Source organism: Acinetobacter sp. ANC 5054, from assembly GCF_002135295.1.
In the GTDB taxonomy this organism is placed as follows: Bacteria; Pseudomonadota; Gammaproteobacteria; order Pseudomonadales; family Moraxellaceae; genus Acinetobacter.
In genome coordinates this window covers 212,215-238,058 of sequence record NZ_NEGG01000001.1, presented here as the reverse complement: position 1 = coordinate 238,058, position 25,844 = coordinate 212,215, and the positions used below count along the sequence as shown (strand labels likewise).

Sequence of the window (25,844 nt, the reverse complement as noted above, 5' to 3'; positions counted from 1 at the left end):
AATATCGCTTTAAAAGTATACATTTAAACAAAAAAGCGTAAGTCCCACTTGACGTCATACAGCTTAAATTGTTTAATACGCCCCATCGGCGTGATAGCTCAGTAGGTAGAGCAACGGATTGAAAATCCGTGTGTCCCCAGTTCGATCCTGGGTCTCGCCACCATATTCAAAACTGATTATTCAGTTTATCAATCCCTGATCCCATCAGGGATTTTTTTTGTCTAAAAAATATGCATGCAAAAAATATTTTGATAAATATGATTGACTAATCATTCGAGATACGGCTTAATACACGGCATCGGCGTGATAGCTCAGTAGGTAGAGCAACGGATTGAAAATCCGTGTGTCCCCAGTTCGATCCTGGGTCTCGCCACCATATTCAAAAAAACCTCAAACAATGTTTGAGGTTTTTTTTCGTCTGATGTTTTGTTATGTTGATAAATTAAGCTATTTAACTGCTACAATTGTTGTCATATCATTTGCCCATTGGGTAAAAACAAAGTATTAAAAACAAAGGGTAAACTTATGAACATGACAAAAATATTATTGCCTTTAACTGTTGCTGTGAGTGCACTTCTTAGCGCATGTGGAGGTGGAGGTAGCAGCAGTTTTAATTCCTCTTATGAAAAAGAATTTACTTATGGTTCGCAAACATACATTTGCCGCAGTGAAAAAGCAGCCAATGCCTGTGGCAGTGCGAGTCGAGATTGTTCAGCATGCGATGTAAAAACGCCATCTACTAATGTGATTACAACTGTCTGTACTCAGCCAGTCGCAAATACACATAAAGTGACAACAAGTGGTTGTGTATTAAAGCTAACTAATGATATTCAGACAGGAATCTGTACGTCAGAAGGGTTACGAATATTGTCTGGTAGTAATCTAACAAAAGAACAAGTGAAAAATGGAGCATTATTTACAAACGGAAGTTTGCAAATCACGATTGGTAATAACGTGACTGAAACGATAACGTGTAATTAATGACTATGAAATTCATTGTGCCAATACTGATTGGCCTTGTTTGTTTTGGATTGGGCTATCTTATAGCCCCATCCAATAAAGCATCTGATCCTATAGTTCTCGAAAGTGATAACAAGCATACGAGCAATAGCTTTATTCAAAATTTTCAGCAGAATGTACCTGTGCAAGCTGAAAATAATATCGAATTACAACAACAATTAAAAAATCAAATCACTCAGGTCAATGCAATCATTGATCAGGCGACACCACAACAGATGGAACAATATTTACAGCAAGCATTTCCTGACTATGATTTATCGAGCATAAAAAATAAACGTGAATTTGCGAAACACCTTGTTAGTGAATATGTTGATGCAAAAAATAATCCGAATGAGCCGATGAGTGGGCGAGCCACTGTTATGGCACAGCAAGAATATGCAGTTGAAAATGTATTACCTCGAGATATTTATGCTGGACAACAGTTGTTTGCTCACTTTGATACATTAGGGAAAACACCGAATAATGAACAGGTTTTTGTGCGGTGGAGTGATCGTTCTACGGGCGAAGTACTATTTTTTATGCCTCAACGGATCAGTGCTCATCGTGAACAGAACTGGGTGAGTTTCAGTCCGCATACGGGCTGGAAACCGGGGCATTATGACGTGAAGTATTATCAAATGAATGATCAACTTCAGCCGATTGCGCAAACCAGTTTTTATATTCAAAACGTCATTCAGTAAATTCTGATAGTCCAAATTTTAAAGCTTATTCTCTGACCTAAGTTGTAGTTTCAGGTAGCACAAACTACATTAGACTGAGTAAAAATAAGCAACGAACATTCAAAATGAAAGATCTATTTTCTGAAGGAAGCGCGCTGTATCAGCAAGCACGTCCAGACTATTCGGCTGAATTGGTCGATGCCGTTTTACAACATGTGGTGACACGTGAGCAAGCTTGGGATTGTGGTGCGGGTTCGGGTCAATTTACCAAGCGCTTGGCACCCTATTTTCAGCACATTTTAGCCACTGATTTAAGTGCAGAGCAGTTGGCACAAGCACCTGCTTTAGACAATGTCCATTATGAAAAGGCCAGTGCGGAACATTGTCCACTTGCAGATCATTCAGTAGATTTAATTACAGTGGCACAGGCAATTCATTGGTTTGATTTTGATGCCTTTTATGCAGAAGTACGTCGAGTACTAAAACCTGAAGGGATTTTAGCAATCGTTGGTTATGGGCTGATCCAAGCCAAAGATGCCGAATTAAATCATCTCATTGGTGCACTGTATTTTGGCACCTTAAAAGGCTATTGGGACGCAGAGCGTCATTATGTGGATGAAGAATACCGCAGCATTCCATTTCCGTTTCAGGAATTGACGGTGCCTTCGATGACCCTTGACTATGCATGGACTTCTGCGCAAATTTTGAATTATTTAAGTACGTGGTCGGGTCTAAAACATTATCAAAAGCAGCATCCTGAACGAGACCCATTAGCAGATTTAGCGGCATATTTTCAGCAGCATAAGCAAGAGCATTTTGATCTGTATTTCCCGGTGTTGCTCAGAATTGGGCGTTGAACTTTGCATCTAAATTCAAATGAAATTCAGATGCTTTCCTGCCGAATGCTGTATAAGATTGGCGCGTTAAAGCCTAAGATCATAAATATACATAGGGCTGAGTTCCATGCCGTTTATCGGGCGTAACAGAAGAAGAGTGCTTAAATGTTGTACAATAAAGGCACTTCAAGGATGCTTTTTGTGCATTTTTCTCTGTTTGAATGTCCGGAATTAAACATGATGACTCTCCCTCAATCTGTTTCCGCTCTTGTCTTTATTAGCTCTGTCTTAACTATTTCTTCTGCCTTCGCAGCGACCAAAAAGAAAGAAAGCACAGAGCCAGCCATCCAAATGCCTGCTCTCACTGTCATGGCAGACCGTGAAATGCGTGCAGAAACTGGTATTGTTGAATATCAAGAGCAAGTCGATAGCCGTAAAGCCCTACAACAACGGGTGATGAAGATCGAACGCGATACTCAAAATAAAGGTGTAGACGCAACCATTGTTTCAAATTTGGATGTGTTACCTAGCGCTGCGATGCCTGATATGTCCAATCTTTCACCTTTAATGCAGCAGCATGTTTTAGATATTGCGGCAGGCTTACAATCTTCTGATCCGCGCAATGGTTTATATATTATGTTGCAACCCTTTGGGATCGACCGTAATGCAACCAATGTGCAAATTAGCCGTGAACAAATCAACATCGGCATAATTGACCGTCAGTTGAATACTAATCCAAATATTTCACCTTGATTGTTTTCGCTGCAATTAAACACCATCAGGAAATTCATGCTTTATGCATGAATTTCCTTTTTTATATGCAAGCTATATTTAAGTGACATGACTTAAATCTTGAAATTGTCTATTTAATCGCCATCTTTCTTGTTTTTGGTTATGATGAGTAAAAGGGGATTCGGAGCGAGCGATGCCACGTATCTTTGTTATTTTAGGCTGCGCCACGGTGCTAGTCTTTGGTTGGATGTTTTACCAGTATTCTGTGCAGCAAAAAGAAGTCGCACAACTTGAAACCTATCAAACCGTTTTAATGGAAAAAACCGAGAAAATTTTTCAGCAGGCACAGCATTGGGATAAACCTATTCAGGTTGATGTCACTGATGCGCGTTTAACGGGTGATTATAAGGTGATGTCTGACTTTATATTGAGTCAGATGATACAACGTGCTGAATCACGCAATCAATATGTGCGGGATTTAAAAGCTTTAAACTGGGACAAATTTCTCGATATAGATCGTTTGCTTGCAGACAAGAAAAATCAGTATCAAGAAACCAAGCAAATGCTGCAACAAGTGCATGCCGTAGTCGATGCCTATGAGCAAAAAGCCACACAGCAAGAAGAAAATGCATTAGAACAGGCCAAACATTTACCTGTTAAAAATGTTTTTCGTCAGCAAATTGCACAAAGTTTACGTGAGAGTCGAGACAGTGATGAATCACATGCTTTATTTGAATTGGAAAAACAAAGTTTAGCCAAGGCTGATGAAATATTTAAAGTGATTCAAGACAATAAATGGGAAAAGAAAAATAACCTATTTATGTTCTATGAAGATGCGCCATTAAAACAGTTTAATCAGTTATATAAAGAGATATTGCAGCTGAATACCCACATGGATGAGATTCGTCAAAAGAATCGCTCTGAGTTGAAACAAAAACTTTAAAAAACTGTCATAAGACTTTCAACTTGGCGGACTAAATTAAAGTGAAGCAAGCTTTTGCATCATTGACAGAGGTCAGCCAACATGCGAACGATTCAGATTTTTGCCGATATACAACAGGTCTACAGCGATTTTTTAAATAATGGTCAATATCCGCGTTTAGAGAGTTTAAATAACTGGGGTAAGAACCGATTTTTCTTTAGTCAGCATTTTCGAATGATTGAAGATTGGTATATGACTGAACAAATTGTGATTGAGTTTAACCAGCAATTTTACAGTTTGGACACGGGCAGTGCACCAGACTTTATGGATGAAGAAAAATATATGACGTGGCTACGTGAGCAGTTATCGATTATATAAATTCAGCAGTATGAACAAAAAAAAGTGCCTACTATGAGGCACTTTTTGACAGATTTATCGAAGATTAAACCTATTTATTTACAGCTTAAGCTGATTTTTTGAACCAAGAGAAAAAGCCTTTTTTCTCAGCTTTAGCAGCTTCAGCTTTTTGCTTCGCACATTTTTTAGCGCAGTCTTTTTTCACTTCAGCTTTTACAACTTCAGTTTTTTCAGCAACAGCTTCTTTAGCGTCAGTTGCTTTTTCTACAACCGCTTCTTTTGCTTCTACAGTTTTAGCTACAGTAGCATCTTTAGCCGCTACAGTTTTTGCTACAGCAGCGTCTTTAGTTGCAACAGTTGCATCTTTTACCACTTCAGTTTTTTCAACAACCGCTGCTTTTGCAGCTACAGCTTTAGCAGTTGTTGTTTCTTTGATTGTTAAAGCTTTTGTTTCAGTTGCTTTTTCTGCATTCACTGCTTTAGCGACAACAGCTGCTTTGGTTGTTTCAGCAGCATTTACAGTCGCAGTTTTTGCTTGAGCAACTTGTGCTTTTGCAACATCAGCAACAGTAACAGGTTTTTGTTCAACTGCAGTTGCAGCCATAGCAGAAGAAGTCGCAGCAACTAAAGCGATTGCTAAAGTAGTTTTGATTGTGTTCATAGTCATCACTCTATAAAACTTAGTTAAAATAAGGCATTGTAAATTTTATGCCTTATCAATAAGAGATAGGTTACAACGCACAGGTTGACGGCTTCGTATGTGTGAATATTCCACTAATGTTACAAACAAATAACATGGTGTTACGGACAAAAACAAAGATCAACAGGCTGTATTCGCATCTTTGGTGCAAGACCCTGTAAAAATTAGATTTAAAAAGCAGGCTAAAACCGATATGGTTAAGTTAGAACGCTTCGAATACATCACATAACTCCATCTAAAAAGATCAGTACAACAGCACACGGGATAGATCAAATGCAGCAGCTTATTTGTTATAAAGAACTTCCAGTATGGTCACAGCAAACAATCCCGCAAGGCTTTAAAAATCAGCACAATACCAAAGCGGAGACATGGGCAAAACTGACTGTACTACAGGGTGAAGTTAACTTTGCTATGTTGGATGAGTCTGGAAATGTCTTGTCTGAGCATGTGTTTAGCGTTGACCAGCAACCACCATTTATTGAGCCACAGGCGTGGCACAAAATTGTTTCTGCCAGTGATGATGTCCAATGTCAGCTCAAATTCTATTGCACACCACAGGATTATTTTTATAAGAAGTACCAACTCAGCCCAACGCATTCTGAAATTCTTGAGGCAATACAGTATTTACAAGGCGGATTGGCTTTAGATGTGGGCTGTGGTCAGGGACGTAACAGCCTGTATTTAAATCAGCAGGGCTATCAGGTCGATGCTTGGGATGTAAATCCACGTAGTTTGCAAAAGTTACAAGAGATTATTAGCGCAGAGGGCATAGAGCATATTGATGTACAGCAACGTGACCTTAATGCAGACCCAAGCATTACAGGCAAATATGACTTTATTTGCTGTACCGTGGTCATGATGTTTTTAGAAGCTCAAACGGTGAAACCGCTCATTCAGCAGATGCAGCAAGCCACAAATATCAATGGCTATAACCTGATAGTCTGTGCAATGGATACGCCTGATCTTCCTGCACAGCCTGACTTTCCCTTTGCCTTTAAAGCAGGGGAGTTAAATGCTTTGTACGAGGGCTGGAATATTGTGAAATACAATGAAAATGTCGGGGAGTTGCATCGGGTAGATGCTGATGGAAATCGGATTAAGCAGCATTTTGCGACCTTGTTGGCGCAGAAAATTTAAGTCTAGAATTTTAGGATGTTGAGTTGAAGGGATGGGCATAACTCAACACTTGCTTTACTCAATACCGGAAAAATTGGATCCATTTTTTGAGCTAGTTAAGCAGCATTTATATTTAGATAGAGTAATAAAATGTGCCCAAATAAGTAATTAAGGCTGATAAATAATGCCTAAAGCTTTTAAAGGCAATTGAATGACGTCAATCGTGAGTGTTAACGGTAACAGTGGTAATTCTGCTAATTTTTCCTGCCCTGACATTTTCACATAACCACTTTGGTTTTCATAATACTGGATACGGACTTTATATGGATGGCTTAAGGGCTTTAAATCTGCAGCATTCTCAACTTTTGGGTAAACCGTACCTGCAATTTCTAAGTCAAAGAGGTGACCCTGTTGTTCTACCTTTGAACAATCACATGGTGCTACGCCATATTTTTTAAATAATGCACTTTCTGTAGGACTTAGTGTTCCATTGGGAGGTGCATAGTAAAATTTAAAGCTTCCGCTAAATTTAGTACTGGTAGGGCTTGGGGAGTTAAAGTCAAGTTCTCGATGGAGACGTATGTATTGTGGATTAAGTTGGCTAATCAGTTGAATAAAATCAGCACCACCTTTATTGATCAGATAGCTGTATTTATTGCCTGCTACTACAATGCTATCGATTGGTTCATTCGGAATTGCTTTTGCAGGTTTGCCAAATGCGATCACATCGTCTTCAAGGATCGTTTTCCATACATATTTTGTTTCGTATTTTTGAAACAAATCACGGGAGTGTTCACCGATTTGATCATTTGTAACGCAAGCTGTGAGGAAAATAAAACTGCTCAAACAACTCATCTTTAAAAGGCAGTTAAACGGTTTATTTATCATTGTTTTACATAATTAAATTATATTTAAGGTCTTACCATAATTCAAAAAGCTCTGAAAATCGAGGATTAAAGTATTAACTTTTAAATGTGCTAAGACGTTTTATATCGTTTGTTTAGCATAGTGTTTCTAAAAAAATTTAAACAAAGTTTATTTTAAAATGAAATTTTCCGGTCTTTTTATGAAGAATAGCTAAGGGTAGGACCCTATAAAAAAGTTCCCTCATCCTCTTGCGGAGCATGCTCCTCATCCCAAAAGGAGAAATGACTTTCAATATTCATGTTATTGCTCTTTCATGTTCAATCTCTATTGTTGCATGCTGAAAAGTATTTTACTCAACATGCAACTTTATATCCGAGACTATCCTTAATTTTAATTTACTTTGGTTTCAAACAAAGGATTTAGGATCTGATCTGCTTATAATGTATGGTTATTTGTAGAGTAAATTCTACCTTTAAGTAAGTCAGCTTTTGCCCATTCAAATGATTGCTTATCTAAGTCTAATAGACGAACTGAGTATTGCTGACCTTCTTTAGGCATGTATGTTGTAACTATGCCAGCACCTGCACCCATCGTTGCTAGTGTTACACCTAAACTTAAGGCACCCATTGCAAATTTATTTCCTACAGATGCATTCAAGCCATCAAGTGAAACCAAAAAAATATAATTTGAATTTGCCCATTCTTTTAAAGTCTTGACAGTTGTTTCATCAAGCTGAGGCATATCTAGGTTTGCATTTCTATTTTGAATCTTTGCTAAATTTACAGCATCTGTCTTGGCTATAAACTGGGTAAGTGCAAAAGCTGCTGCACGCTGATCATCAGTCATATTGCTATTTTGATTTAGAAGGGGATATGTACTGATAGGCGCTCTTTTAGAATTGCTATCAACCTGAAATTCATAATTTTTCAGCTGTTCTTCAGGCATTGAACCACAAATAAATGGCGTAGCAGAGGTACTGACAGTTACATTATGTTGGTTTAACTGTTGCGTAAAAGTTTGAATAAACTTTTCACTTGTAAGTTTAGTAGGCTCATTGAGCACTAAATCCTTCCCTAATTCATTGGTTAGAAGACATGAGTTCACAAAAATCGCTACTGGTTTTACTTGGATTGCGGTTTGGGTTTGATTTAATTTTTGGCGCGATTCTTCAGAGATTTTTGTTGTTGCACAACCTGTAAATGCAAGACTGGCGATCAGTGGTAGCACAATATTTTTCATAGATACTCTTGTTCGATTTTGTTTGATTTATATGAGTATTATGCATAAATTATGTTAATAATCTAATTAAATATTTAATAAAAAACCCCGCAATAAGCGGGGTTCTTTTTATCTCAGTATTTAACTAAACATTAAACACGTTCGATAATCGTAGCGATACCTTGACCTAGACCAATACACATGGTCGCAAGACCGATTTGCGTATCTTGCTGTTCCATAACGTTCAGCAAAGTCGTTGTGATACGCGCACCAGAACAACCCAATGGGTGACCTAGAGCGATTGCACCACCGTTCAAGTTCACACGGTCTTGTTGGTCATAAATGCCTAAGCCTTTAAGAACAGACAAACCTTGTGCAGCGAACGCTTCGTTCAATTCAAACGTTTGGATGTCAGCAATTGACAAGCCAGCACGTTTCAATGCTTTTTGAGTTGCTGGAACTGGACCATAACCCATGATCGCAGCATCACAGCCTGCAACTGCCATAGAGCGAATCACAGCACGTGGCTTAAGACCAAGCGCTTGAGCACGTTCAGCAGACATAAGCAACATTGCAGAAGCACCATCAGACAAAGCTGAAGAAGTTGCAGCAGTTACTGTACCGCCTTTCGGGTCGAATACTGGACGTAATGCTTGGAACGCTTCGATATTTGCATCTGGACGGATCACTTCGTCAACGTCGCAAAGGATTTTGAAACCATTGGCATCATGACCTTCAACGCCTACGATTTCATTTTTGAAACGACCTTCTTGCGTTGCAGCCCAAGCGCGGCGGTGAGATTCAACACCAAACGCATCTTGTTCTTCACGGGTAATGCCGTTCATACGACCCAACATTTCAGCGGTTAAGCCCATCATGTTAGATGCTTTCGCATAGTGCTTAGATGCTTCAGGGTTAAGGTCGATGCCGTGCATCATACCTACGTGACCCATGTGCTCTACACCACCAATGATGAATACATCACCTTGACCTGTCATGATTTGAGCAGCCGCAGTGTGGATTGCCTGCATAGACGAACCACAAAGACGGTTTACCGTTTGACCTGCAACAGTCTTAGGAAGATCAGCCAATAACGCAATGTTACGACCAATGTTCATACCTTGTTCTAGAGTTTGGTTTACACAACCCCAGATTACGTCTTCAACTTCATTGGTATCAAACTGGTTACGAGCAACAAGCGCACGAACTAATTCAGCAGATAAGCTGTCAGCACGAACGTTACGGAACATACCATTTTTGGTTTTACCCATTGCTGAACGTACGCCATCAACGATGACAACGTCACGTGGATTTAAAGTAGCCATTCACGTTGCTCCTTAACCGTAGAATTTTTTGTTGTTTGCAGCCATGTCACGCAACATTTGCGGCGCTTCATAAGCCTTACCTAAATACGCATATTTATCGCAAAGCGCTACGTATTCAGCGACACCTGTTTGGTCGATGTAACGGCATGGACCACCACGGAATGGAGGGAAACCTACACCCATGATCATCGCCATGTCTGCTTCAGAAGCAGTCGCAACGATGTTGTCTTCTAAGCAACGAACAGTTTCGTTACAGAAAGCCAGCATCATACGGTCAATGATTTCTTGCGCGTCAAATTCACGTTTTTCCGCAGTTGCAACAGATGCAACAAGCTCGTACGCAGTTGGGTCAACCACTTTAGCTTTTTTACCTTTACGATCCAATTCGTACTTATAGAAACCAACGTCGTTCTTTTGACCCAAACGTTTTGCTTCGTACATGGTTTGAATTGAACCTTTGAAGTCAGGCTTCATACGGTCAGGGAAACCTTCAGCCATCACTTCTGCACCGTGAACGCCAGTGTCGATACCGACAACGTCCATCAAGTAAGCAGGACCCATAGGCCAGCCGAATTTTTCCATTACTTTGTCGATTTGCTGGAAGTCAGCACCATCTTTAAGTAGAAGGTCGAATGCACCGAAGTAAGGGAACAATACACGGTTTACAAGGAAGCCCGGGCAGTCGTTCACTACGATTGGTGTTTTACCCATTTTTTGAGCAAGAACAACAGTCGTTGCAATCGCTTCAGCAGATGTTTTCTCACCACGGATCACTTCTACCAATGGCATCATGTGAACTGGGTTAAAGAAGTGCATACCGACGAAGTTTTCAGGACGTTGTAGGTTTTCAGCCAAACGTGTAATTGAAATGGTAGACGTGTTCGAAGCAATGATCGTGTTGTCACGGACATTCTGCTCAGTTTCAGCAAGTACAATGCCTTTCACTTTCGGGTTTTCAGTTACCGCTTCAATCACGATATCCACTTCTTTAAACTCTTCATAGCTTAAAGTTGGACGGATGCGCGCAAGTGTTTCACCCATTTGAGCAGGCTTCATTTTCTTGCGTTCAACTTGTTTAGTCAGTAAACCGTTTGCTTCTTTCATACCTAAAGCAAGTTGTGGATTACCAATGTCTTTCATGATGATTGGCGTGCCTTTGCTTGCCGCTTGGTAAGCAATACCACCACCCATGATACCCGCGCCGAGAACAGCCGCTTGGTTTACAGGATGAGCACCTTTCTCATATTTTTTCGAGGTTTTTTTCACGATTTGGTCGTTGATGAATAAACCAATCAACGCACCTGCTTGAGGTGTTACCGCCGCTTTAGCAAAACCTTGCGCTTCAATTTTCAACGCTTCATTACGTGGAAGGCTTGCACCTGCTTGTAAAGAGTCAAGAAGCAGTTTTGGCGCAGGATATTGTGCAGGGTTTGCTTTTGCAAGTACCGCACCTTTCGCTGTGTTGAATGCCATCATTTGTTCAAGCATGTCGAGTTTAACAGGCTCTAATTTTTCTTGACGTTTCGCTTTCCAGTCTACACGGCCAGCAATCGCTTGTTTTACAAGGTCAATTGCAGCGTCTTGTAGTTTGTCAGCAGCAACAACCGCATCTACAGCGCCGTCTTTTAGCGCAGCAGCTGGCTTTTTCGGCGCAGCCATTGCCATCCATTCAACCGCATTGTCGATACCAATGACACGGCTTAAACGAACCGTACCACCGAAACCTGGGTAGATCCCGAGTTTGATTTCTGGAAGGCCAACTTGTGCAGCTTCTGACATCACACGGTAGTCACACACTAAGCACATTTCAAAACCGCCGCCCAATGCCATACCATTGATTGCAGCAACTTTAGGAACTTCTAAATCTTCAAACGCATTGAAGATGTCGTGAACAGGCATAGCCCAATCCACAATCGCTTGTTCGCCTTGAGCGAAGTTCGCACCAAATTCAGTGATGTCTGCACCTACGATAAATGTAGATTTCGCTGAAGTTACGATTAAACCTTTGATATCACCGTTAGCTTTAACAGCGTCAATCGCAGCTTTAAAATCTTCAATCGTAGCGCGGTTAAATTTGTTGACCGACTCACCTTGTAAGTCAAAGCGGAATTCTGCAATTCCGTCCGAAAGCATTTGGACGGTAATGGCATTGCCAGCGTGGATCATGCCTGATCTCCTTATTTTGGAGGACTTCTAAGTTGATGTTGTGAAGCGAGTACGCGCTTCCTGCGTACACTTTTTGCCTCGCTAATCTTACGATAACTATATCCAAAAAGAATATAACAAGTTGTATCAAGCCGTGACGCTAGGGTCATCAAAATTTCGTCATGAAAACGGTTTGTTAGCAGTTCTTTTAGATGTTGTTATAGCGAAATGTGTTGAAGTTTATGTTTCAATTCGCATTTTTTGCATCAAAACATTTTATTTATAGGGAAATTCCAAAATTTTTCAACAAAAATGCAAGTATATTTTCGGCAGAATGGTCAATTGGACATTCTGTTTCAAGACGTGACTTCATAACACGTCGTGTTCTACTGGGCTTATTTGAGCCAAATACATGGCTGCGTTAATAATATCTTTGGTTTTATTCTTTGGATTTAAATTTGCATGCATTGGTTAATAAGTAGAAATGAAGTTTTTTAAAATTGAATCAAAAATTAATTCAACAGTAAGGCAATAAATGTATCTATGAAAAATTGCTTGATCCGTGTCGTAAAATTTATCCTGAAAGTAGCATGTGATTCAGAAAAATCTGTATAGAATAAAAGCAATAGATGGGGGATAAAATGCAAGTATTTCGTTCAAAAAAAGATTGGTGGGTGGTGGCGTTTATTATTTGCATGAGCGGCTTACTGATTCAGCTATTATTGACCATGCAAGCTAAGGGCAACATTGCACAATATCCTGTGCATACTACGGTATACGTGTTAACGGTCTTAATTTTATGGTGGCCCTTCAATACCCGCTATCAAATCACGGAAACTCATTTAAACATCCGAAGTATGTTTGTGCGTTGGCATATTCCTTTAACCGATATTCAGCAGATCACGCCTAGTCAGGATCTTTCAGCAGCGCCTGCACTCTCAATCAAACGTCTTAAAATTAATTATCTAAAAACAGGGCAACCTGCATTTGTGATGGTGTCCCCGAAGGATCAGCACGCATTTGTACAGGCGCTTGGGAAAAATAATTAAATTTCAGCGGAATGCATTTATTTGATCACCAAGATTGTGATGAAATAATGTTCACGTTAAGATGCTTGTGAAAACAAAATCAAAATAACGTAGAACATTAAAGATGAATTTAAAAATTAAACTAGGTATGACGCTGGTCACAATGAGTTTGGTGGCATGTGGGGGCGGTGGTGGTGGAGAAAGCTCTGCTGTGCCAGAGGAGCCAAAGCCTGAACCTGCAGTTGTCAATCAAAGCTACTATTCTTTTGATTTCGATTATACGAACTATCGCTCGCTGACCTATGTGAATAATGCGCCGAAACATAGTTCTGTCACAGAACTGGGGTATGGCGACTATTTGCTGACTGAAAATAAGCTATATAACAATATCAAAATGAAGGCGGATACTCGCGCAATTAACGAACTTACGCTTAATTTTGTTGATGCACCAAATACGTCTCGCACTGAATATTTAAAGAAAGTTGATTTGTCAGGTGTCTCGATCTTTGACGGGGTGTATCCGGGTTTTCAAAACTTTTTTAAAGCCATGAATGGAACCCCGATTTATGCCAATGAAAAAATCGCTTCACTCTATGCCTTTGTTGGTGTGGAAGATAAATTTCCTGCAGGTTCATTTTGTTATCACGAAGTAAAGCGTGTCGAAAATAAACCTTATATCCTGTTTAGCTCATCGGGTTATAAAAACATTCCCTATAGCTATATGCCGCAGTTATTGCAAAACTGGAAAACGGCTGCGAAAGCGGATGGCTATAGTACACGTGTAACGACGGGGAAATTGAATAACTATCCATGGACCAAGTTTCAAGTCTTCGATCAATATGGTGAGATCGATCGTATTGTTGTGGTGGGTTATCAAAATATGATCTATCAGGCATCAATCATGGTTGACGCTGGTACATTTGAACAAAGTAGTGAAGCTCAAAGTATTTTAAAACGAGCAAAAAAATATGATCCAAATTCTCAGGATTATCATCACTATATGGCGATTTCGACATACATCAATAATAATTGTCGCTACTATAACGACACGGCTATTGCCGCCATTCAAAACTATAGCCCAATTCAATAAAACACATAGAAAATCTATCAAGAAAAAGCATGTCCAACGGCATGCTTTTTTATGCTTGAGGCTCAGCAAGCAGCGTCAATTTGCCTTGTTGCGCATCTAAACATAGCTCTGTCTGATCGGGATGATTTAAAAAATACACTGCCAAAATCGGCTCTAGTTCCACACGAATTTTCCGTGCTAAATGTCGTGCGCCATAACGGATATCGTGGTTTTGATAGAAATGTGCTTTGGCTGCATCAGTCAGTTGTACACTGCGCTTTTGATGTTGTAAACGCAGGTTGAGCTTTTCCAGTTCAATCTCCACCAAACGTGGTAAAGCATTATCCTGTACAGGTTGATACTGCAAAATGCGATCTATGCGGTTAATAAATTCAGGGTCGAATTTACGCTGCATGACTTTTTCAATAATGCTACTCACCGGAACTCGATTGAGGCAAAGTTGCTGCATTTTTAGAGGTAAAAATTTCAGTTTGTCCAAATATTGCTGTGCTGCTTGCGCACCGACATTACTGGTCATAAAAATCATGCAGTTTCTAAAATTAATGGTTTTGGTTCCAGCAGTCAGTGTAAGCGTACCACTGTCGAGTACATTCATCAGTCCACGAAGCACTTCAGTTGAGGCTTTTTCGAGTTCATCAAATAACACGATACCGGGACGAGTATGACTGCCAGCAATCGCAGTTTCATCAAATAAGCTGTGACCTTCTTTAGAGCCGACATAGCCCGGAGGTGCACCTGTAATCGCTGCAGCATAATGTTCCTGTGCCAAAGTATTCATATCAATACGGCAAAAGGCATCGGGGCGACCATAAATTTTTTCACTGATTAGGCGGACGGTTTCCGTTTTCCCGACACCTGTGGGGCCAAGCATTAAGGTCACAGACAGTGGTCGTTCAGGACTGGAAAAATCAGCTTTCACGACATGCAGCATTTTTTCAATTTCATTGAGCGCATCTTCCTGCCCAATAATGCGTTCACGTAAGTGCTGCATCACATCATTCGGTTCAAAATGAAAACGTGGCTTACCAATCATTCGATTTTTTTCTGCGGCGCTATGCGTAGACGTTGTGGGATTTACGATATGGATCGCAGGATTGGCATTCGTCATTCATCTTGTTCCAAAAGTGAAAGAGCTTTGAGCATAGCAAAAAACCGATTTTACAATAATAGCTTTTAGCAATCAGATCATTGCTGTGAGCGAGATTAAATTCAACGGATTGCTTGAAAATGGTGGCAAAAGCATCACATCATGTTAGACAGCAATTACGATGATGGAATACGGCAGTAGTGAACGAAAACGCACGCGAGCATATCGAAAAAATTCTGGCCCATATGACCACTTTACCGGGTGTATATCGCATGCTGGGTAAAGAGGGTGAACTGCTATATGTCGGCAAGGCCAAAAATCTGAAAAATCGCGTGTCGAGCTATTTTGTCAAAAATATTGAACATCCAAAAACACAGGCGTTGGTTGCACGAATTTATGACATTGAAACTTTGGTGGTACGCTCTGAAACGGAAGCTTTATTACTCGAACAAAACTTAATTAAGCTGCATCGTCCGCCCTATAACATCATGCTGCGTGACGACAAATCATATGTGTATATTTTTATTTCTGCTGACAAGCCCTATCCACGTATTGCCGCAGGTCGTGGTAAGGGCAAGCATCAGGCGGGGAAATTTTTTGGGCCTTATCCAAGTGCCTACAATGCTCGTGATACTTTGGTGGTACTGCAAAAATTATTTAATGTACGCCAATGCGAAAATAGCTATTTTTCGCAGCGTAAGCGTCCCTGTTTGCAATATCAAATCAAACGTTGTTCCGCGCCATGTGTGGGGTTAATCTCGCCTGAAGACTATAAAGAAGATGTCGATAACTCGATTCGCTTCTTACAAGGGGATACCAAAGAGTTAAATCAGGAATTGATTGCCAAAATGGAAGCAGCGGCTGAAGTGCTTGAGTTTGAAAAAGCAGTATTCTTTCGTGACCGTATGGCATTACTGCGTGATGTTCAAACACAACAAGCGATTTATAAAGTCAAAGGCGAGGCAGACATTATTGCCATCGCGTATCAAGCAGGTGTGACCTGCGTGCAAATCATGCATGTGCGTAATGGGAAAATGTTAGGTGGTAAAAGTTATTTCCCCGATATGCAAGGCGATGATTTAGGTCAAATGCTCTCGGACTTTATAGCCAATTTCTATTTTCAGGTTGCAGATGAGATTCCAGCCGAACTGATTATTAATGTGGATATTCCAGATCGTGAAGACATGGAAGAAGCATTACATCAGCACTTTGAAAAGAAAATTCACATCAAATATAAAGTTCGGGAAACACGTGCCGAATGGCAAGAACTGGCGCAGATGAATGTACAGCATGCCATTAAAGGCAAACTCGCCGATCATTTTGAATTGAATGAACGCTTCCATCAGCTCGAACAAGTGTTGGGTCGTCCCATTGACAGTATAGAGTGCTTTGATATTTCCCATACCATGGGTGAAGCGACGATTGCCTCGTGTGTCGTGTTTGATGCAGGCGGTGCGAGGAAGCGTGATTACCGTCAGTTTGCCATTAATGATATTACCGAAGGCGACGATTATGCCGCGATGCGCCAAGCCCTGACACGACGCTATAAAAAACATATGTTGCCCGATTTACTCTTGATTGATGGTGGTAAAGGGCAATTGCATATGGCGATGGACGTGATGCAAGAATTGGGGCTTGATGCCTTTATGGTGGGTGTGTCTAAAGGTGAGGGGCGTAAACCCGGTTTGGAAACCTTACATTTTACCGATGGTGAAAAAATCCAATTAGCCGAAGATCATAAAGCCCTGCATTTGATCCAACAGGTACGTGATGAAGCCCATCGCTTTGCGATTACCAAGCATCGTGCCAAACGTGATAAAAAGCGCGGCTCATCCGTATTGGAAGTCATTCCGGGGCTTGGGCCAAAGCGTCGACGTGATTTGCTCACGCATTTTGGTGGTATTCAAGGGGTGCTGAAAGCATCGGAAAATGATTTGAAATTGGTTCCGGGCCTAGGTGATGTGATGGCGCGAACAATTTATAAGATCTTGCATGAGTAATCTCTAGCATGCATAAAATCTTGATCTATCGCTCAATTTAATCTTTTGAATTGCAAAAATGATCATTGACCTCTGAGTCATTGATCATTCACATCAATTGTATTTTATTCAATGATATAAAAATTAAAAAATTCATCAGGGAATGTTATGTCACTTCAACAGCTATATCAGCAAATTGAACAACAGGAATGGGTGGATATTCCTGAAGGGTGGCTACAAGGTCGAACTATTTATGGTGGCTTAGTGGCAGGAATGATGATGCACAAAGCTTTGGTGACAGTGAATGATGCGGAACGTCGTTTACTCAGTTGTAATGTGACGTTCGTTGGTCCTGTGCAAATGGCACCAGTCAAGTTAAGTGCTGAAATATTACGACAAGGGAAGTCGGTCACGACCATTGAAGTACGGATTTGGCAAGATGATGCAGTACAAAGCATCTTATTGGCGAGCTTTGGTGTGCCACGTGAGTCTGAGATCGTGGTTCGTCAAGAGCGTACAGCACCGATATTCCCTGCACCCGAAACGCTACAGATTGCTGAACATCATCCCTTAGCACCCCAATGTTTTCAGCAAATGGATTTAGTTTGGGTTGAAGGGCAATATCCATGTACCGCCAGTAAAAAACCAGACTTTAGTGGTTGGATGCGTTTCAATCATGAACAGCATGAAAATCGTTGCATGACTGTCGCAGATTTATTGGTCTCGATGGATATGTGGCCTCCCGGTGTGCTGCCAATGTATCGGAACATGGCACCCGCAAGCTCATTGACTTGGACTTTGACCTATGTCCATCCCTTACAATCGAGTTTGCAAGATTGGTTTAAATATAAAGTGTTTACTGATTATGCAGCAGAGGGTTATGCCACTGAATATGCACACTTATGGGATGAAAATGATTGCCTAATTGCGATTGCACGGCAGACGGTCACCGTGTTTGCCTAGTGACACTGATGGGCATTTCGTATAAAGTGAGTCCAACTAACGATGGATAAATCCTCAAATTATTCTGCATTTTCATCGTGCATGAGGGGAAAACTGGGGTGTCTATGACAACAGGTCGAATCCTGAATATTCCTAACATTTTAACATTGGCACGAATTGCTTTAATTCCTGTATTTTTGCTTGTGGCATATTGGCCACCAGCAATGGGTGTTGGCGATCACGCAGCAAGTATGTCTCGACATATTTTGCTGACTGCAATTTTTGTCGTTGCAGCGGTGACCGATTGGTTCGATGGCTATTTGGCGCGTACGTTGAATCAGACTTCTGCTTTTGGGCGTTTTTTGGACCCCGTTGCTGACAAATTAATGGTCGCAGCAGCATTGATTGTATTGGTGCAATGGCAACCAACCATTTCAATGGCTTTTGCTGCAATTGTGATTATTTCTCGTGAAATTACCGTCTCTGCACTACGTGAATGGATGGCTGAGCTGGGCGCTCGCACCAGTGTTGCAGTATCGACAGTCGGCAAATACAAAACAGCCTTTCAAATGATTGCGATTTCAGTATTCTTACTCAATTGGCAACCGCTTGAAATGTTGGCTTATGGCTTACTCTATACCGCAGTGGTATTGACGCTCTGGTCGATGTTTATTTATTTAAAAGCGGCTTGGCCATATTTGAAACAGCCATAAGCGCAAGATATACAGAATTTTCTAAAAGCTCCTGAATAGGGGCTTTTTTATTGAGTGTTATTTTTGAAGTAGAAGTGGTTAGATCTTGAGGAATGGATTGGCAAATTTTGGATAAAAAAATTCCCAGATTTTGGGGGAAATCTGGGAAGGAAAATCGGGGTTACTTATCGCTATAATTGAAGATGTTTCCATCTCCTTGATTTGTATTATAGGAAAGTGATTTAAAAAAAACATGTGGGTTCTTGTAGTGTAATGTTGTGTTTTATTGAGAAATGTATCACGAATTTACATTTAGAATTTTTGATACAAATTGAGCTTTAACTTGGTTTAATTTGATATGGAATTTAAAATTAAAAGTATGTATACGGTGTTATTTAAGTGTCAATTAGAAATATTTAATAGAATGTTCATTTACTTAACTTTAATTAAATTTAATCAAGCAATAAAACAAATAATGTGAAGTTTTTTTAAACTTCTTCAAAAAAGCATTCATTTTGCTTAAAACAAAAAATATTGTTGTTCCAGTCCGCGACCTTTTTCTGTTGCTAAACCCGATCTTATTTATATACCAGAAATCATTTGAGATGGGGGTGATCGGATTGGATATTTTTCGTGGTAGTGCCTTTTTATATGGTAGCGTGGTACGAAGATTCATAAAAAGAAAAGCCCCAATTTAGGAGCTCTTCAAATTAAAGCCTAGGCGGACTTCGTCCTTGTCTTACAGAAAAATAAGGCAGTGCTTTACTTTTCACTCGAAGTATAGCTTCTCGTCTTGCGGCGTGGCGGAGCAGTGCTCCGCTTTATCACGCCTCAGGCTTCAGACCTTCGGCTTTTTCTAAAGATTCATCATTGCTGAAGAATTTTTCGCGTTGTTCTTCAAGAAACTTTTTCGCATCGGGTTCAAACACGTTTAAACGCTTTTCATTGATCAACGTTGTTTGGTGTTTTAACCATTCTTGCCAAGCTTGTTTAGACACAGTGTCAAACAGTTCTTGACCCTTTGCACCCGGGAATGGTGCAAAGTCTAAGCCTTCCATGTCAGCCTGATACTTACGGCAAAAAACTTGTCGAGACATATCAATACTCCGATTTTAAAATTATGCGTAAAGTTTCTCTAAGCGCGCGTGTGCACGTGCGATTGCAGCTTCAACTTGAGCAGGTGCAGTACCCCCAATGTGGTTACGCGCATTCACCGATGCTTCAAGTGTTAATGCTTTTTCAAACACATCGGCTTGAATCAAGTCAGAGAATTGTTGAAGTTGTTCAAGTGTCAGCTCAGACAAATCTTTAGATTCTTGTACGCCAAGTGCAACTGCTTTACCCACGATTTCATGCGCATCACGGAATGCTACGCCATTTTTTACAAGGTAATCTGCAAGGTCAGTTGCAGTTGAGAAGCCACGAAGCGCAGCTTCACGCATAATCTCAATGTTTGGTACAAGTGCTGGAATCATGTCAGCAAAAGCCATCAATGAACCACGAACCGTATCAATGGCATCAAACAACGGCTCTTTGTCTTCTTGGTTGTCTTTGTTATATGCCAATGGTTGACCTTTCATCAGGGTCAATAGACTCATTAAGTCACCATAAACACGGCCAGTCTTACCACGAATCAACTCAGGAACATCTGGGTTTTTCTTTTGCGGCATGATTGAAGAACCCGTGCAGAAACGGTCTGGAATGTTCACAAATTTAAACTGCGCAGATGTCCAAAGAATCATTTCTTCTGACATACGTGATAAATGCATCATGATCAGTGAAGCAGCCGCATTAAATTCAATACCAAAGTCACGGTCAGATACAGCGTCCAATGAGTTTTCAGCAACCGCTTCAAAACCTAAAAGTTCAGCAGTAAAAGCACGGTCGATTGGATAAGTTGTACCCGCAAGTGCAGCAGAACCCAGTGGCATACGGTTAGTACGTTTACGGCAGTCAATCAGACGCTCAGAGTCACGAACTAGCATTTCAAACCATGCCATTAAATGGTGACCAAAAGTCACAGGCTGTGCAGTTTGTAAATGGGTAAAGCCCGGCATAATCGTATTGGTATTTTTAGCCGCCAAGCCCAAAATGCCTTTTTGCAATTTTTGTAATAATTCTAAAATTGCATCGATTTCATCACGCACATATAAACGAATATCGGTCGCCACTTGGTCGTTACGGCTACGGCCTGTATGTAGCTTTTTACCTGTGATGCCGATACGTTGAGTCAAGCGAGACTCGATGTTCATGTGCACATCTTCTAGATCAATGCGCCATTCGAAGTTGCCTGCTTCAATTTCAGCTTTAATGGTATTTAAACCATTGATAATGTCGTCACGTTCTTGTTCAGTCAAAACACCAACTTTCGCAAGCATAGTTGCATGTGCAATTGAGCCTGCAATATCTTGTTTATAAAAGCGTTGGTCAAATTGTACAGATGCTGTAAATTCAGCAACAAAAGCGTCAGTAGCTTCAGAAAAACGACCGCCCCACATACCCGAAGTTTGGGCTTGTGACGGATTTGAGGAATTAGAAGATGTGGTCATGTCGGCTCAATAAGATAAAAAGCAGTAGAACTGAAAGCAGTATAGCAAATTCGCGTTCAGTTGCCGCAGTCAAACGTCATCAATCTTTGCGTTCTTCGACGCAGGTCGAAACTCACGCCTATTTTTTTAGTAAAAGTGGATCATGGCAGCATCTAATTGAACTGTTTGTCGCTGGAAACTTGCTGGGCTTAGTCTTAGCCTTGGCGCAAGCACAGTCATGGCAGGCACTCACATTAAGTAGTGTGTTACAGCATGTGCTCTTTATTAACTGGATTTTATTGGCTTTTGCTGCGTTTACCGATCTATTAAAAGCAAGGTTTCGTAAGCTTGGGATAAAGGCAGCCATGTTTGCAGGATTTGTCTTACTACAAGTTTTGGTTTTGAGTACCACACTTATTTTAAATTTTTTAACTTTCTTTGGAACATATCTAAGTTTGGATGCTTTGCAGCTCGAGGGTTTGTTTGATGGCGTAGTCCTCAATTTAAGTTATGGGGTATTACTCGGTGCTTTTTGTTTTCGTTATTCCTATTTACGCCAACAAAGTGAACGCCAACAAAATAGTGAGTTGAATTCACGTATTCAAGCCATGCAAGCTCGAATACATCCGCACTTTTTATTTAACAGCTTAAATAGCGTGATTAGTTTGATCGCGATTGATCCTGACAAAGCCGAAAATATGTTACTGAATTTGTCACGATTATTTCGTGCTAGCTTTCAGGAGCTTAAATTGGTCAGTTTGAAGGAAGAGATTGAACTGAGTCAGCGCTACTTGGAAATTGAGCAAATGCGCCTCGGAGATCGCTTAAAAGTTGAATGGAAACTGGAAGCTAAAGAGCGTTACTCCCAAGTACAAATTCCACTATTAACTTTACAACCTTTGTTAGAAAATAGTATTTTTCATGGAGTGGAAAAAATTTTGACAAAGAGTACGATAAATATATTGATTGAAATATTACAAAATCAAATTAATATCGTTATTACAAATCCTTATACACAGGATAAAATAAATTTACGTGAGGGGAGTGGTATTGCAATTGAAAACGTGAAACAGCGACTTGAGGCATATTATGGTCAATCTGTCACGTTTCAAACCTATGCAGGCGAGGGAATGTATACGACTGTGGTGCAATATCAATATAAGTAAAAGATCACAGTTAACCTATAAAAATAAATGACGTTAACTGGATAAGGAGGAGAAATGGACATCCTGATCTGTGATGATGAGCCTCTTGCAATAGAGCGGTTATCACGTTTAGTCATGCAGCTAGGACATCACGTGGTTGCGAAAGCGTCACATGCACAGCAAGCGATTGACTTGGCTCAAAGCCTCGAGCCTGATGTCGTATTATTAGATATTCAAATGCCAGAAATGGATGGACTGAGTTGCGCGAAAATTTTGCGTGAACTTGATCCTATGCCAGCAATCATTTTTTGTACTGCTTATGATCATCATGCACTTGATGCATTTAAATCGAATGCAGAGGGATATTTACTTAAACCCGTTATGCAACAGGAATTGCAGCAGGTTTTAGAGCATATTATTAAATTAACCCAAGCTCAAATGAGCACGATAAAACAAAAAGAAAATATGGACGAAATTAAAATCAGCCGCCATCAAATCGCGGCAAAAACCTATCGTGGCGTCGAATTGGTTCCAGTGGAAAATATTTATTATTTTCTGGCAGATCAAAAATATGTGACTGTTCGACACAAAAATGGCAGTGTGCTCATTGATGAGACCTTAAAAGATTTAGAAAATGAATTTGGCGAACGCTTTATCCGCATTCATCGTAATGCTTTGGTTTCAGTGAGCTTTCTAGATGGATTGGAAGTGGTGAGTTCAGGACAGTATCAAGTGCGCTGCCGTGACTTGAATGAGCGCCTTGCAGTGAGCCGTCGTCATTTACCTAATTTACGTGAACGAATACAGAAATTGTAAGTGCTCGATCGTTTAACACAGTGAAATCTGCTTGCATTTTCAATTGAGCAGGTTAAGTTTAGAATAACGACGCTATAGACTGTATTTTAAAATTTATGAAAATCCTCAAGATTGCAACTCGACAAAGCCCGCTTGCCCTGTGGCAGGCTGAACATATACGTGCGCGTTTAGAAGCCTTACATACAGATTTAAAAGTTGAGTTGGTGACCTTTGTAACCCAAGGGGACAAAATTTTGGATACCCCTTTGGCTAAAATTGGTGGCAAAGGGTTATTTGTAAAAGAATTAGAAGCAGCACTCTTAGATGGTCGCGCAGATTTAGCGGTACATTCAATGAAAGATGTACCCATGGCATTGCCTGAAGGATTAAGTCTGGCGGTCATTTGTGAACGTGAAGATCCTTTCGATGCCTTTGTCTCGAATCAATATCAAAGTTTTGATGACTTGCCGCAAGGTGCCAAAGTGGGTACATCAAGCCTACGTCGCAAATGTCAGATTTTAAAACAACGTCCAGACCTTGAAATTATTGACTTACGTGGCAATGTCGGTACGCGTCTTTCAAAGCTTGATGCGGGTAATTATGATGCGATTATTTTAGCCAGTGCAGGCTTAAAACGTTTAAGTTTGGCTGAACGCATTCGCCATAGTATTCAGCCTGTCATTAGTCTGCCTGCGGTTGGACAAGGTGCTTTGGGTCTGGAGTGCCGTGCAGATGACCAAAATGTATTAGATTTAATTCAACCTTTAATGCATGCGGAAACCAATGCCTGTGTTCGTGCAGAACGTGCATTCAATGCTTATTTAGAAGGTGGATGCCAAGTACCGATCGCGGGTTATGCGACCTTGAGCGATGGTCAAATTCATTTGGAAGGTCGTGTGGGTAGTCCAGATGGTCAAACCTTGCTGAAAGCACAGCAAACAGGGACACCTGAACAAGCAGAACAATTGGGTGTTGCATTGGCGAAAGACCTATTGGCTCAAGGTGCAGGTGACATCCTGAAGGCGCTCTATTAATACATGTTGTTTATCAACACTCGCCCACAAGATCGAGCAGCTGCATTGACTGAAACCCTGCAACATGCAGGGGTTTCAGTGGTGAATCTTCCTCTTTTGGAATTAACTGCACGTGTGTGGTCAGAAGACTTAGCAGCTTGTTATGCACAATTGCGTGATGCACAAGTGATCGTGGTGGTGAGTCCATCGGCTGTACACATAGGCATGGCTGGCCTAGCCCAAACGTCATTAAGTATTGATCAATTAAAGTCGAAGCAATGGGTTGCAGTAGGTCGAGCAACCGCAATCACATTGGCTGAATATGGCATCAGTAGCATTACGCCCGAAGTTGAGACTTCGGAAGGGATGTTAAGCTTGCCTTGCTTAGAGCAGCTTCGTGCTGGCTCGACTGTGGCATTTTGGCGTGGGGAAGGTGGACGTCAATTTATGATGCAAACGCTGGTCGAGCATAATATTCAAGTTTTAAATTTTGTTTTATACCGACGCCAACTTCCGCCAAGCGCTATGCAAATCCTTCAATCACATCTCCCTGACCTGCAAATGTCATCTCGGTATTGTATGCTCGTGAGCAGTGAAGCGAGTTGGCTCAATTGGTTGGAGTTGATACGAGATCAGCCTGACCTACTCGATAAAGCCTGTATTTTTGTGCTTGGTTCGCGGCTGGTCGATGTGGTTACACAGACCCAAATGCAATTTGCTTTAAATTATCCGATCATCCAACTTGAAGATTTAAACCCAGCGCACATTTTGCAGCATGTTCAGCAAGTGCAGGAAAACCCATGAAGAAGTTGCTTATTGTCCTTGTTGTTATTGCTGTGGTTTGGCTTGCTAAGCTAAGCTTTGATGTGTTTCAAATGAACGCACAAAACACCGAATTGCTGCAACAGCAAACCCAATTACAACAACAAACAGCGGGTTTAAATGATCAGTTGGTGGCAATGAAGCGGCAATTGGGTACTCAGGCAACGACTTCAATAGGTTCTAGTAATGCGCCTCAACCTGCTACGGATGAGCTGACAATCAGTATTCAGCCAGTGGTAGTTATTGGGCAGCAGCTTGATTTGATTGAGTTTGCGTTACAACAGCAAGAATTTGGTGTTGCTTTGGATAAGCTTAATCAATTGGATCAGCAATTAGCACAATTGAGTTTAGCGCCAGCGTTACGAATGAGTTTGCATCAAGTGATTCAAAAGGATCGTGAAAGCTTAAAACAATATGTGACTGCACGACAAGCTCAGTTAGACAAAGTTAAAAACAGCTTACAGGCTTTAGATAAAATGCTGGAAAAAGAAATTCAGCAGCCTTATGTAAAGCAAACTAAAAATAAAGATCAAACGTTTTGGCAACGTTGGATTCAAATTGAATCCGTTCAAACTCCAAGCCCTGCATTAATGCAACGTGGTTTAGTATTAAAAGAAATTCAATTAAGATTGATTTTGGCTCAGCAGATTTTAAATCAAGGTCAATATCCTCAATTTCAACAAGAGCTGACAGAAATAATTCAAATTATGCAGCAGTTACCTGATCCATCCATAAAACAAATGCAAAAGCGTGTACTGCAATTAAAAGATACACCCGTAATATCTATACCGCATTTAAATACTCGGGCACTCATAGGATAATCGAC

25 protein-coding genes and 2 tRNA genes are annotated in these 25,844 nt (G+C 40.7%); 19 read left to right on the top strand and 8 right to left on the bottom strand.

The annotated features are described in order from the left end of the window. The first annotated feature begins 87 nt into the window (after window positions 1–87). The 8 genes from B9T33_RS01195 (at window position 88) to B9T33_RS01160 (ending at window position 4,547) form a co-directional block, all read left to right on the top strand. Window positions 88–163, top strand: a tRNA-Phe gene (locus tag B9T33_RS01195). A 137-nt stretch (window positions 164–300) separates the two neighbouring features. Beyond that, window positions 301–376 (top strand) — tRNA-Phe (locus tag B9T33_RS01190). Window positions 377–525: 149 nt separating this feature from the next. Then, window positions 526–981 (top strand): hypothetical protein, encoded by a 456-nt coding sequence (locus tag B9T33_RS01185; RefSeq protein ID WP_086177129.1) that lies wholly within the window; start codon window positions 526–528, stop codon window positions 979–981. Beyond that, window positions 981–1,700 carry a hypothetical protein gene (locus B9T33_RS01180; RefSeq protein WP_086177128.1) on the top strand — a complete coding sequence of 240 codons (720 nt, stop codon included), beginning with the start codon at window positions 981–983 and terminating at the stop codon, window positions 1,698–1,700. The genes B9T33_RS01185 and B9T33_RS01180 overlap by 1 nt, the downstream gene beginning before the upstream one ends. 104 nt (window positions 1,701–1,804) lie before the next feature. Next, window positions 1,805–2,536 carry a class I SAM-dependent methyltransferase gene (locus B9T33_RS01175; protein WP_086177127.1) on the top strand — a complete coding sequence of 244 codons (732 nt, stop codon included), beginning with the start codon at window positions 1,805–1,807 and terminating at the stop codon, window positions 2,534–2,536. 216 nt (window positions 2,537–2,752) lie between these two features. Then, window positions 2,753–3,268 (top strand): hypothetical protein, encoded by a 516-nt coding sequence (locus B9T33_RS01170; protein ID WP_228145754.1) that lies wholly within the window; start codon window positions 2,753–2,755, stop codon window positions 3,266–3,268. 172 nt (window positions 3,269–3,440) lie between these two features. Further along, window positions 3,441–4,190 (top strand): hypothetical protein, encoded by a 750-nt coding sequence (locus B9T33_RS01165; protein WP_086177126.1) that lies wholly within the window; start codon window positions 3,441–3,443, stop codon window positions 4,188–4,190. An 81-nt stretch (window positions 4,191–4,271) separates the two neighbouring features. After that, entirely contained in the window at window positions 4,272–4,547 is a 276-nt protein-coding gene (locus B9T33_RS01160; RefSeq protein ID WP_086177125.1) for a hypothetical protein, read from the top strand. Window positions 4,548–4,632: 85 nt separating this feature from the next. Here the strand turns inward: B9T33_RS01160 and B9T33_RS01155 are convergent, their stop codons facing one another. Next, entirely contained in the window at window positions 4,633–5,187 is a 555-nt protein-coding gene (locus B9T33_RS01155) for a hypothetical protein (protein ID WP_086177124.1), read from the bottom strand. A 312-nt stretch (window positions 5,188–5,499) separates the two neighbouring features. Between B9T33_RS01155 and tehB the strand changes: the two genes are divergently transcribed. Continuing rightward, a complete protein-coding gene (gene tehB / locus B9T33_RS01150) occupies window positions 5,500–6,363 on the top strand; it encodes an SAM-dependent methyltransferase TehB (RefSeq protein WP_086177123.1) in 864 nt (287 codons plus the stop codon). Window positions 6,364–6,510: 147 nt separating this feature from the next. Here the strand turns inward: tehB and B9T33_RS01145 are convergent, their stop codons facing one another. The 4 genes from B9T33_RS01145 to fadB all read right to left on the bottom strand — a co-directional run bounded on the left by B9T33_RS01145 (window position 6,511) and on the right by fadB (window position 11,918). Then, window positions 6,511–7,230, bottom strand: coding sequence for a hypothetical protein (locus B9T33_RS01145; RefSeq protein WP_086177122.1), 720 nt, complete (start codon window positions 7,228–7,230; stop codon window positions 6,511–6,513). A 414-nt stretch (window positions 7,231–7,644) separates the two neighbouring features. After that, window positions 7,645–8,448 (bottom strand): hypothetical protein, encoded by an 804-nt coding sequence (locus B9T33_RS01140; RefSeq protein ID WP_086177121.1) that lies wholly within the window; start codon window positions 8,446–8,448, stop codon window positions 7,645–7,647. A 131-nt stretch (window positions 8,449–8,579) separates the two neighbouring features. After that, window positions 8,580–9,752 (bottom strand): acetyl-CoA C-acyltransferase FadA, encoded by a 1,173-nt coding sequence (fadA, locus tag B9T33_RS01135; protein WP_086177120.1) that lies wholly within the window; start codon window positions 9,750–9,752, stop codon window positions 8,580–8,582. Between the two features lie 12 nt (window positions 9,753–9,764). Then, complete coding sequence (fadB, locus tag B9T33_RS01130; protein ID WP_086177119.1) at window positions 9,765–11,918, bottom strand: fatty acid oxidation complex subunit alpha FadB; 2,154 nt, start codon at window positions 11,916–11,918, stop codon at window positions 9,765–9,767. Window positions 11,919–12,538: 620 nt separating this feature from the next. On the opposite strand from fadB, the gene B9T33_RS01125 reads away from it, so the two are divergent. Both B9T33_RS01125 and B9T33_RS01120 read left to right on the top strand, forming a co-directional pair. After that, on the top strand, window positions 12,539–12,946 hold the full coding sequence (locus B9T33_RS01125; RefSeq protein ID WP_086177118.1) for a PH domain-containing protein: 408 nt from the start codon (window positions 12,539–12,541) through the stop codon (window positions 12,944–12,946). A 103-nt stretch (window positions 12,947–13,049) separates the two neighbouring features. After that, on the top strand, window positions 13,050–14,015 hold the full coding sequence (locus B9T33_RS01120) for a hypothetical protein (RefSeq protein WP_086177117.1): 966 nt from the start codon (window positions 13,050–13,052) through the stop codon (window positions 14,013–14,015). Between the two features lie 49 nt (window positions 14,016–14,064). On the opposite strand, the gene B9T33_RS01115 is transcribed toward B9T33_RS01120, so the two are convergent. Further along, window positions 14,065–15,123, bottom strand: coding sequence for an AAA family ATPase (locus tag B9T33_RS01115; RefSeq protein ID WP_086177116.1), 1,059 nt, complete (start codon window positions 15,121–15,123; stop codon window positions 14,065–14,067). Between the two features lie 179 nt (window positions 15,124–15,302). Between B9T33_RS01115 and uvrC the strand changes: the two genes are divergently transcribed. From uvrC to pgsA, 3 genes are all read left to right on the top strand, one after another. Then, window positions 15,303–17,102, top strand: coding sequence for an excinuclease ABC subunit UvrC (gene uvrC, locus B9T33_RS01110; RefSeq protein WP_086177115.1), 1,800 nt, complete (start codon window positions 15,303–15,305; stop codon window positions 17,100–17,102). 147 nt (window positions 17,103–17,249) lie between these two features. Further along, complete coding sequence (locus tag B9T33_RS01105) at window positions 17,250–18,044, top strand: thioesterase family protein (RefSeq protein ID WP_086177114.1); 795 nt, start codon at window positions 17,250–17,252, stop codon at window positions 18,042–18,044. A 104-nt stretch (window positions 18,045–18,148) separates the two neighbouring features. Beyond that, complete coding sequence (gene pgsA / locus B9T33_RS01100; protein WP_086177113.1) at window positions 18,149–18,736, top strand: CDP-diacylglycerol--glycerol-3-phosphate 3-phosphatidyltransferase; 588 nt, start codon at window positions 18,149–18,151, stop codon at window positions 18,734–18,736. A gap of 803 nt (window positions 18,737–19,539) precedes the next feature. Here pgsA and B9T33_RS01095 read toward each other — a convergent pair. Together B9T33_RS01095 and argH are read right to left on the bottom strand one after the other, a co-directional pair. Next, window positions 19,540–19,812, bottom strand: a complete 273-nt coding sequence (locus B9T33_RS01095; protein ID WP_086177112.1) for an oxidative damage protection protein — start codon at window positions 19,810–19,812, stop codon at window positions 19,540–19,542. Window positions 19,813–19,833: 21 nt separating this feature from the next. Further along, window positions 19,834–21,264: an argininosuccinate lyase gene (argH, locus tag B9T33_RS01090; protein ID WP_171263543.1), complete on the bottom strand. Its 1,431-nt coding sequence runs from the start codon at window positions 21,262–21,264 to the stop codon at window positions 19,834–19,836. Between argH and B9T33_RS01085 the strand changes: the two genes are divergently transcribed. From B9T33_RS01085 to B9T33_RS01065, 5 genes are all read left to right on the top strand, one after another. Then, on the top strand, window positions 21,255–22,409 hold the full coding sequence (locus B9T33_RS01085; RefSeq protein WP_086177110.1) for a sensor histidine kinase: 1,155 nt from the start codon (window positions 21,255–21,257) through the stop codon (window positions 22,407–22,409). The two genes, argH and B9T33_RS01085, sit on opposite strands and share 10 nt — an antisense overlap. A 54-nt stretch (window positions 22,410–22,463) precedes the next feature. Then, window positions 22,464–23,204, top strand: coding sequence for a LytR/AlgR family response regulator transcription factor (locus B9T33_RS01080; RefSeq protein ID WP_086177109.1), 741 nt, complete (start codon window positions 22,464–22,466; stop codon window positions 23,202–23,204). Between the two features lie 95 nt (window positions 23,205–23,299). After that, window positions 23,300–24,217, top strand: a complete 918-nt coding sequence (hemC, locus tag B9T33_RS01075) for a hydroxymethylbilane synthase (protein WP_086177108.1) — start codon at window positions 23,300–23,302, stop codon at window positions 24,215–24,217. A gap of 3 nt (window positions 24,218–24,220) precedes the next feature. Continuing rightward, a complete protein-coding gene (locus B9T33_RS01070; protein WP_086177107.1) occupies window positions 24,221–25,000 on the top strand; it encodes a uroporphyrinogen-III synthase in 780 nt (259 codons plus the stop codon). Next, on the top strand, window positions 24,997–25,839 hold the full coding sequence (locus B9T33_RS01065; protein ID WP_086177106.1) for a hypothetical protein: 843 nt from the start codon (window positions 24,997–24,999) through the stop codon (window positions 25,837–25,839). Before B9T33_RS01070 ends, B9T33_RS01065 begins: the two co-directional genes overlap by 4 nt. The last annotated feature ends 5 nt before the right edge of the window (window positions 25,840–25,844 follow it).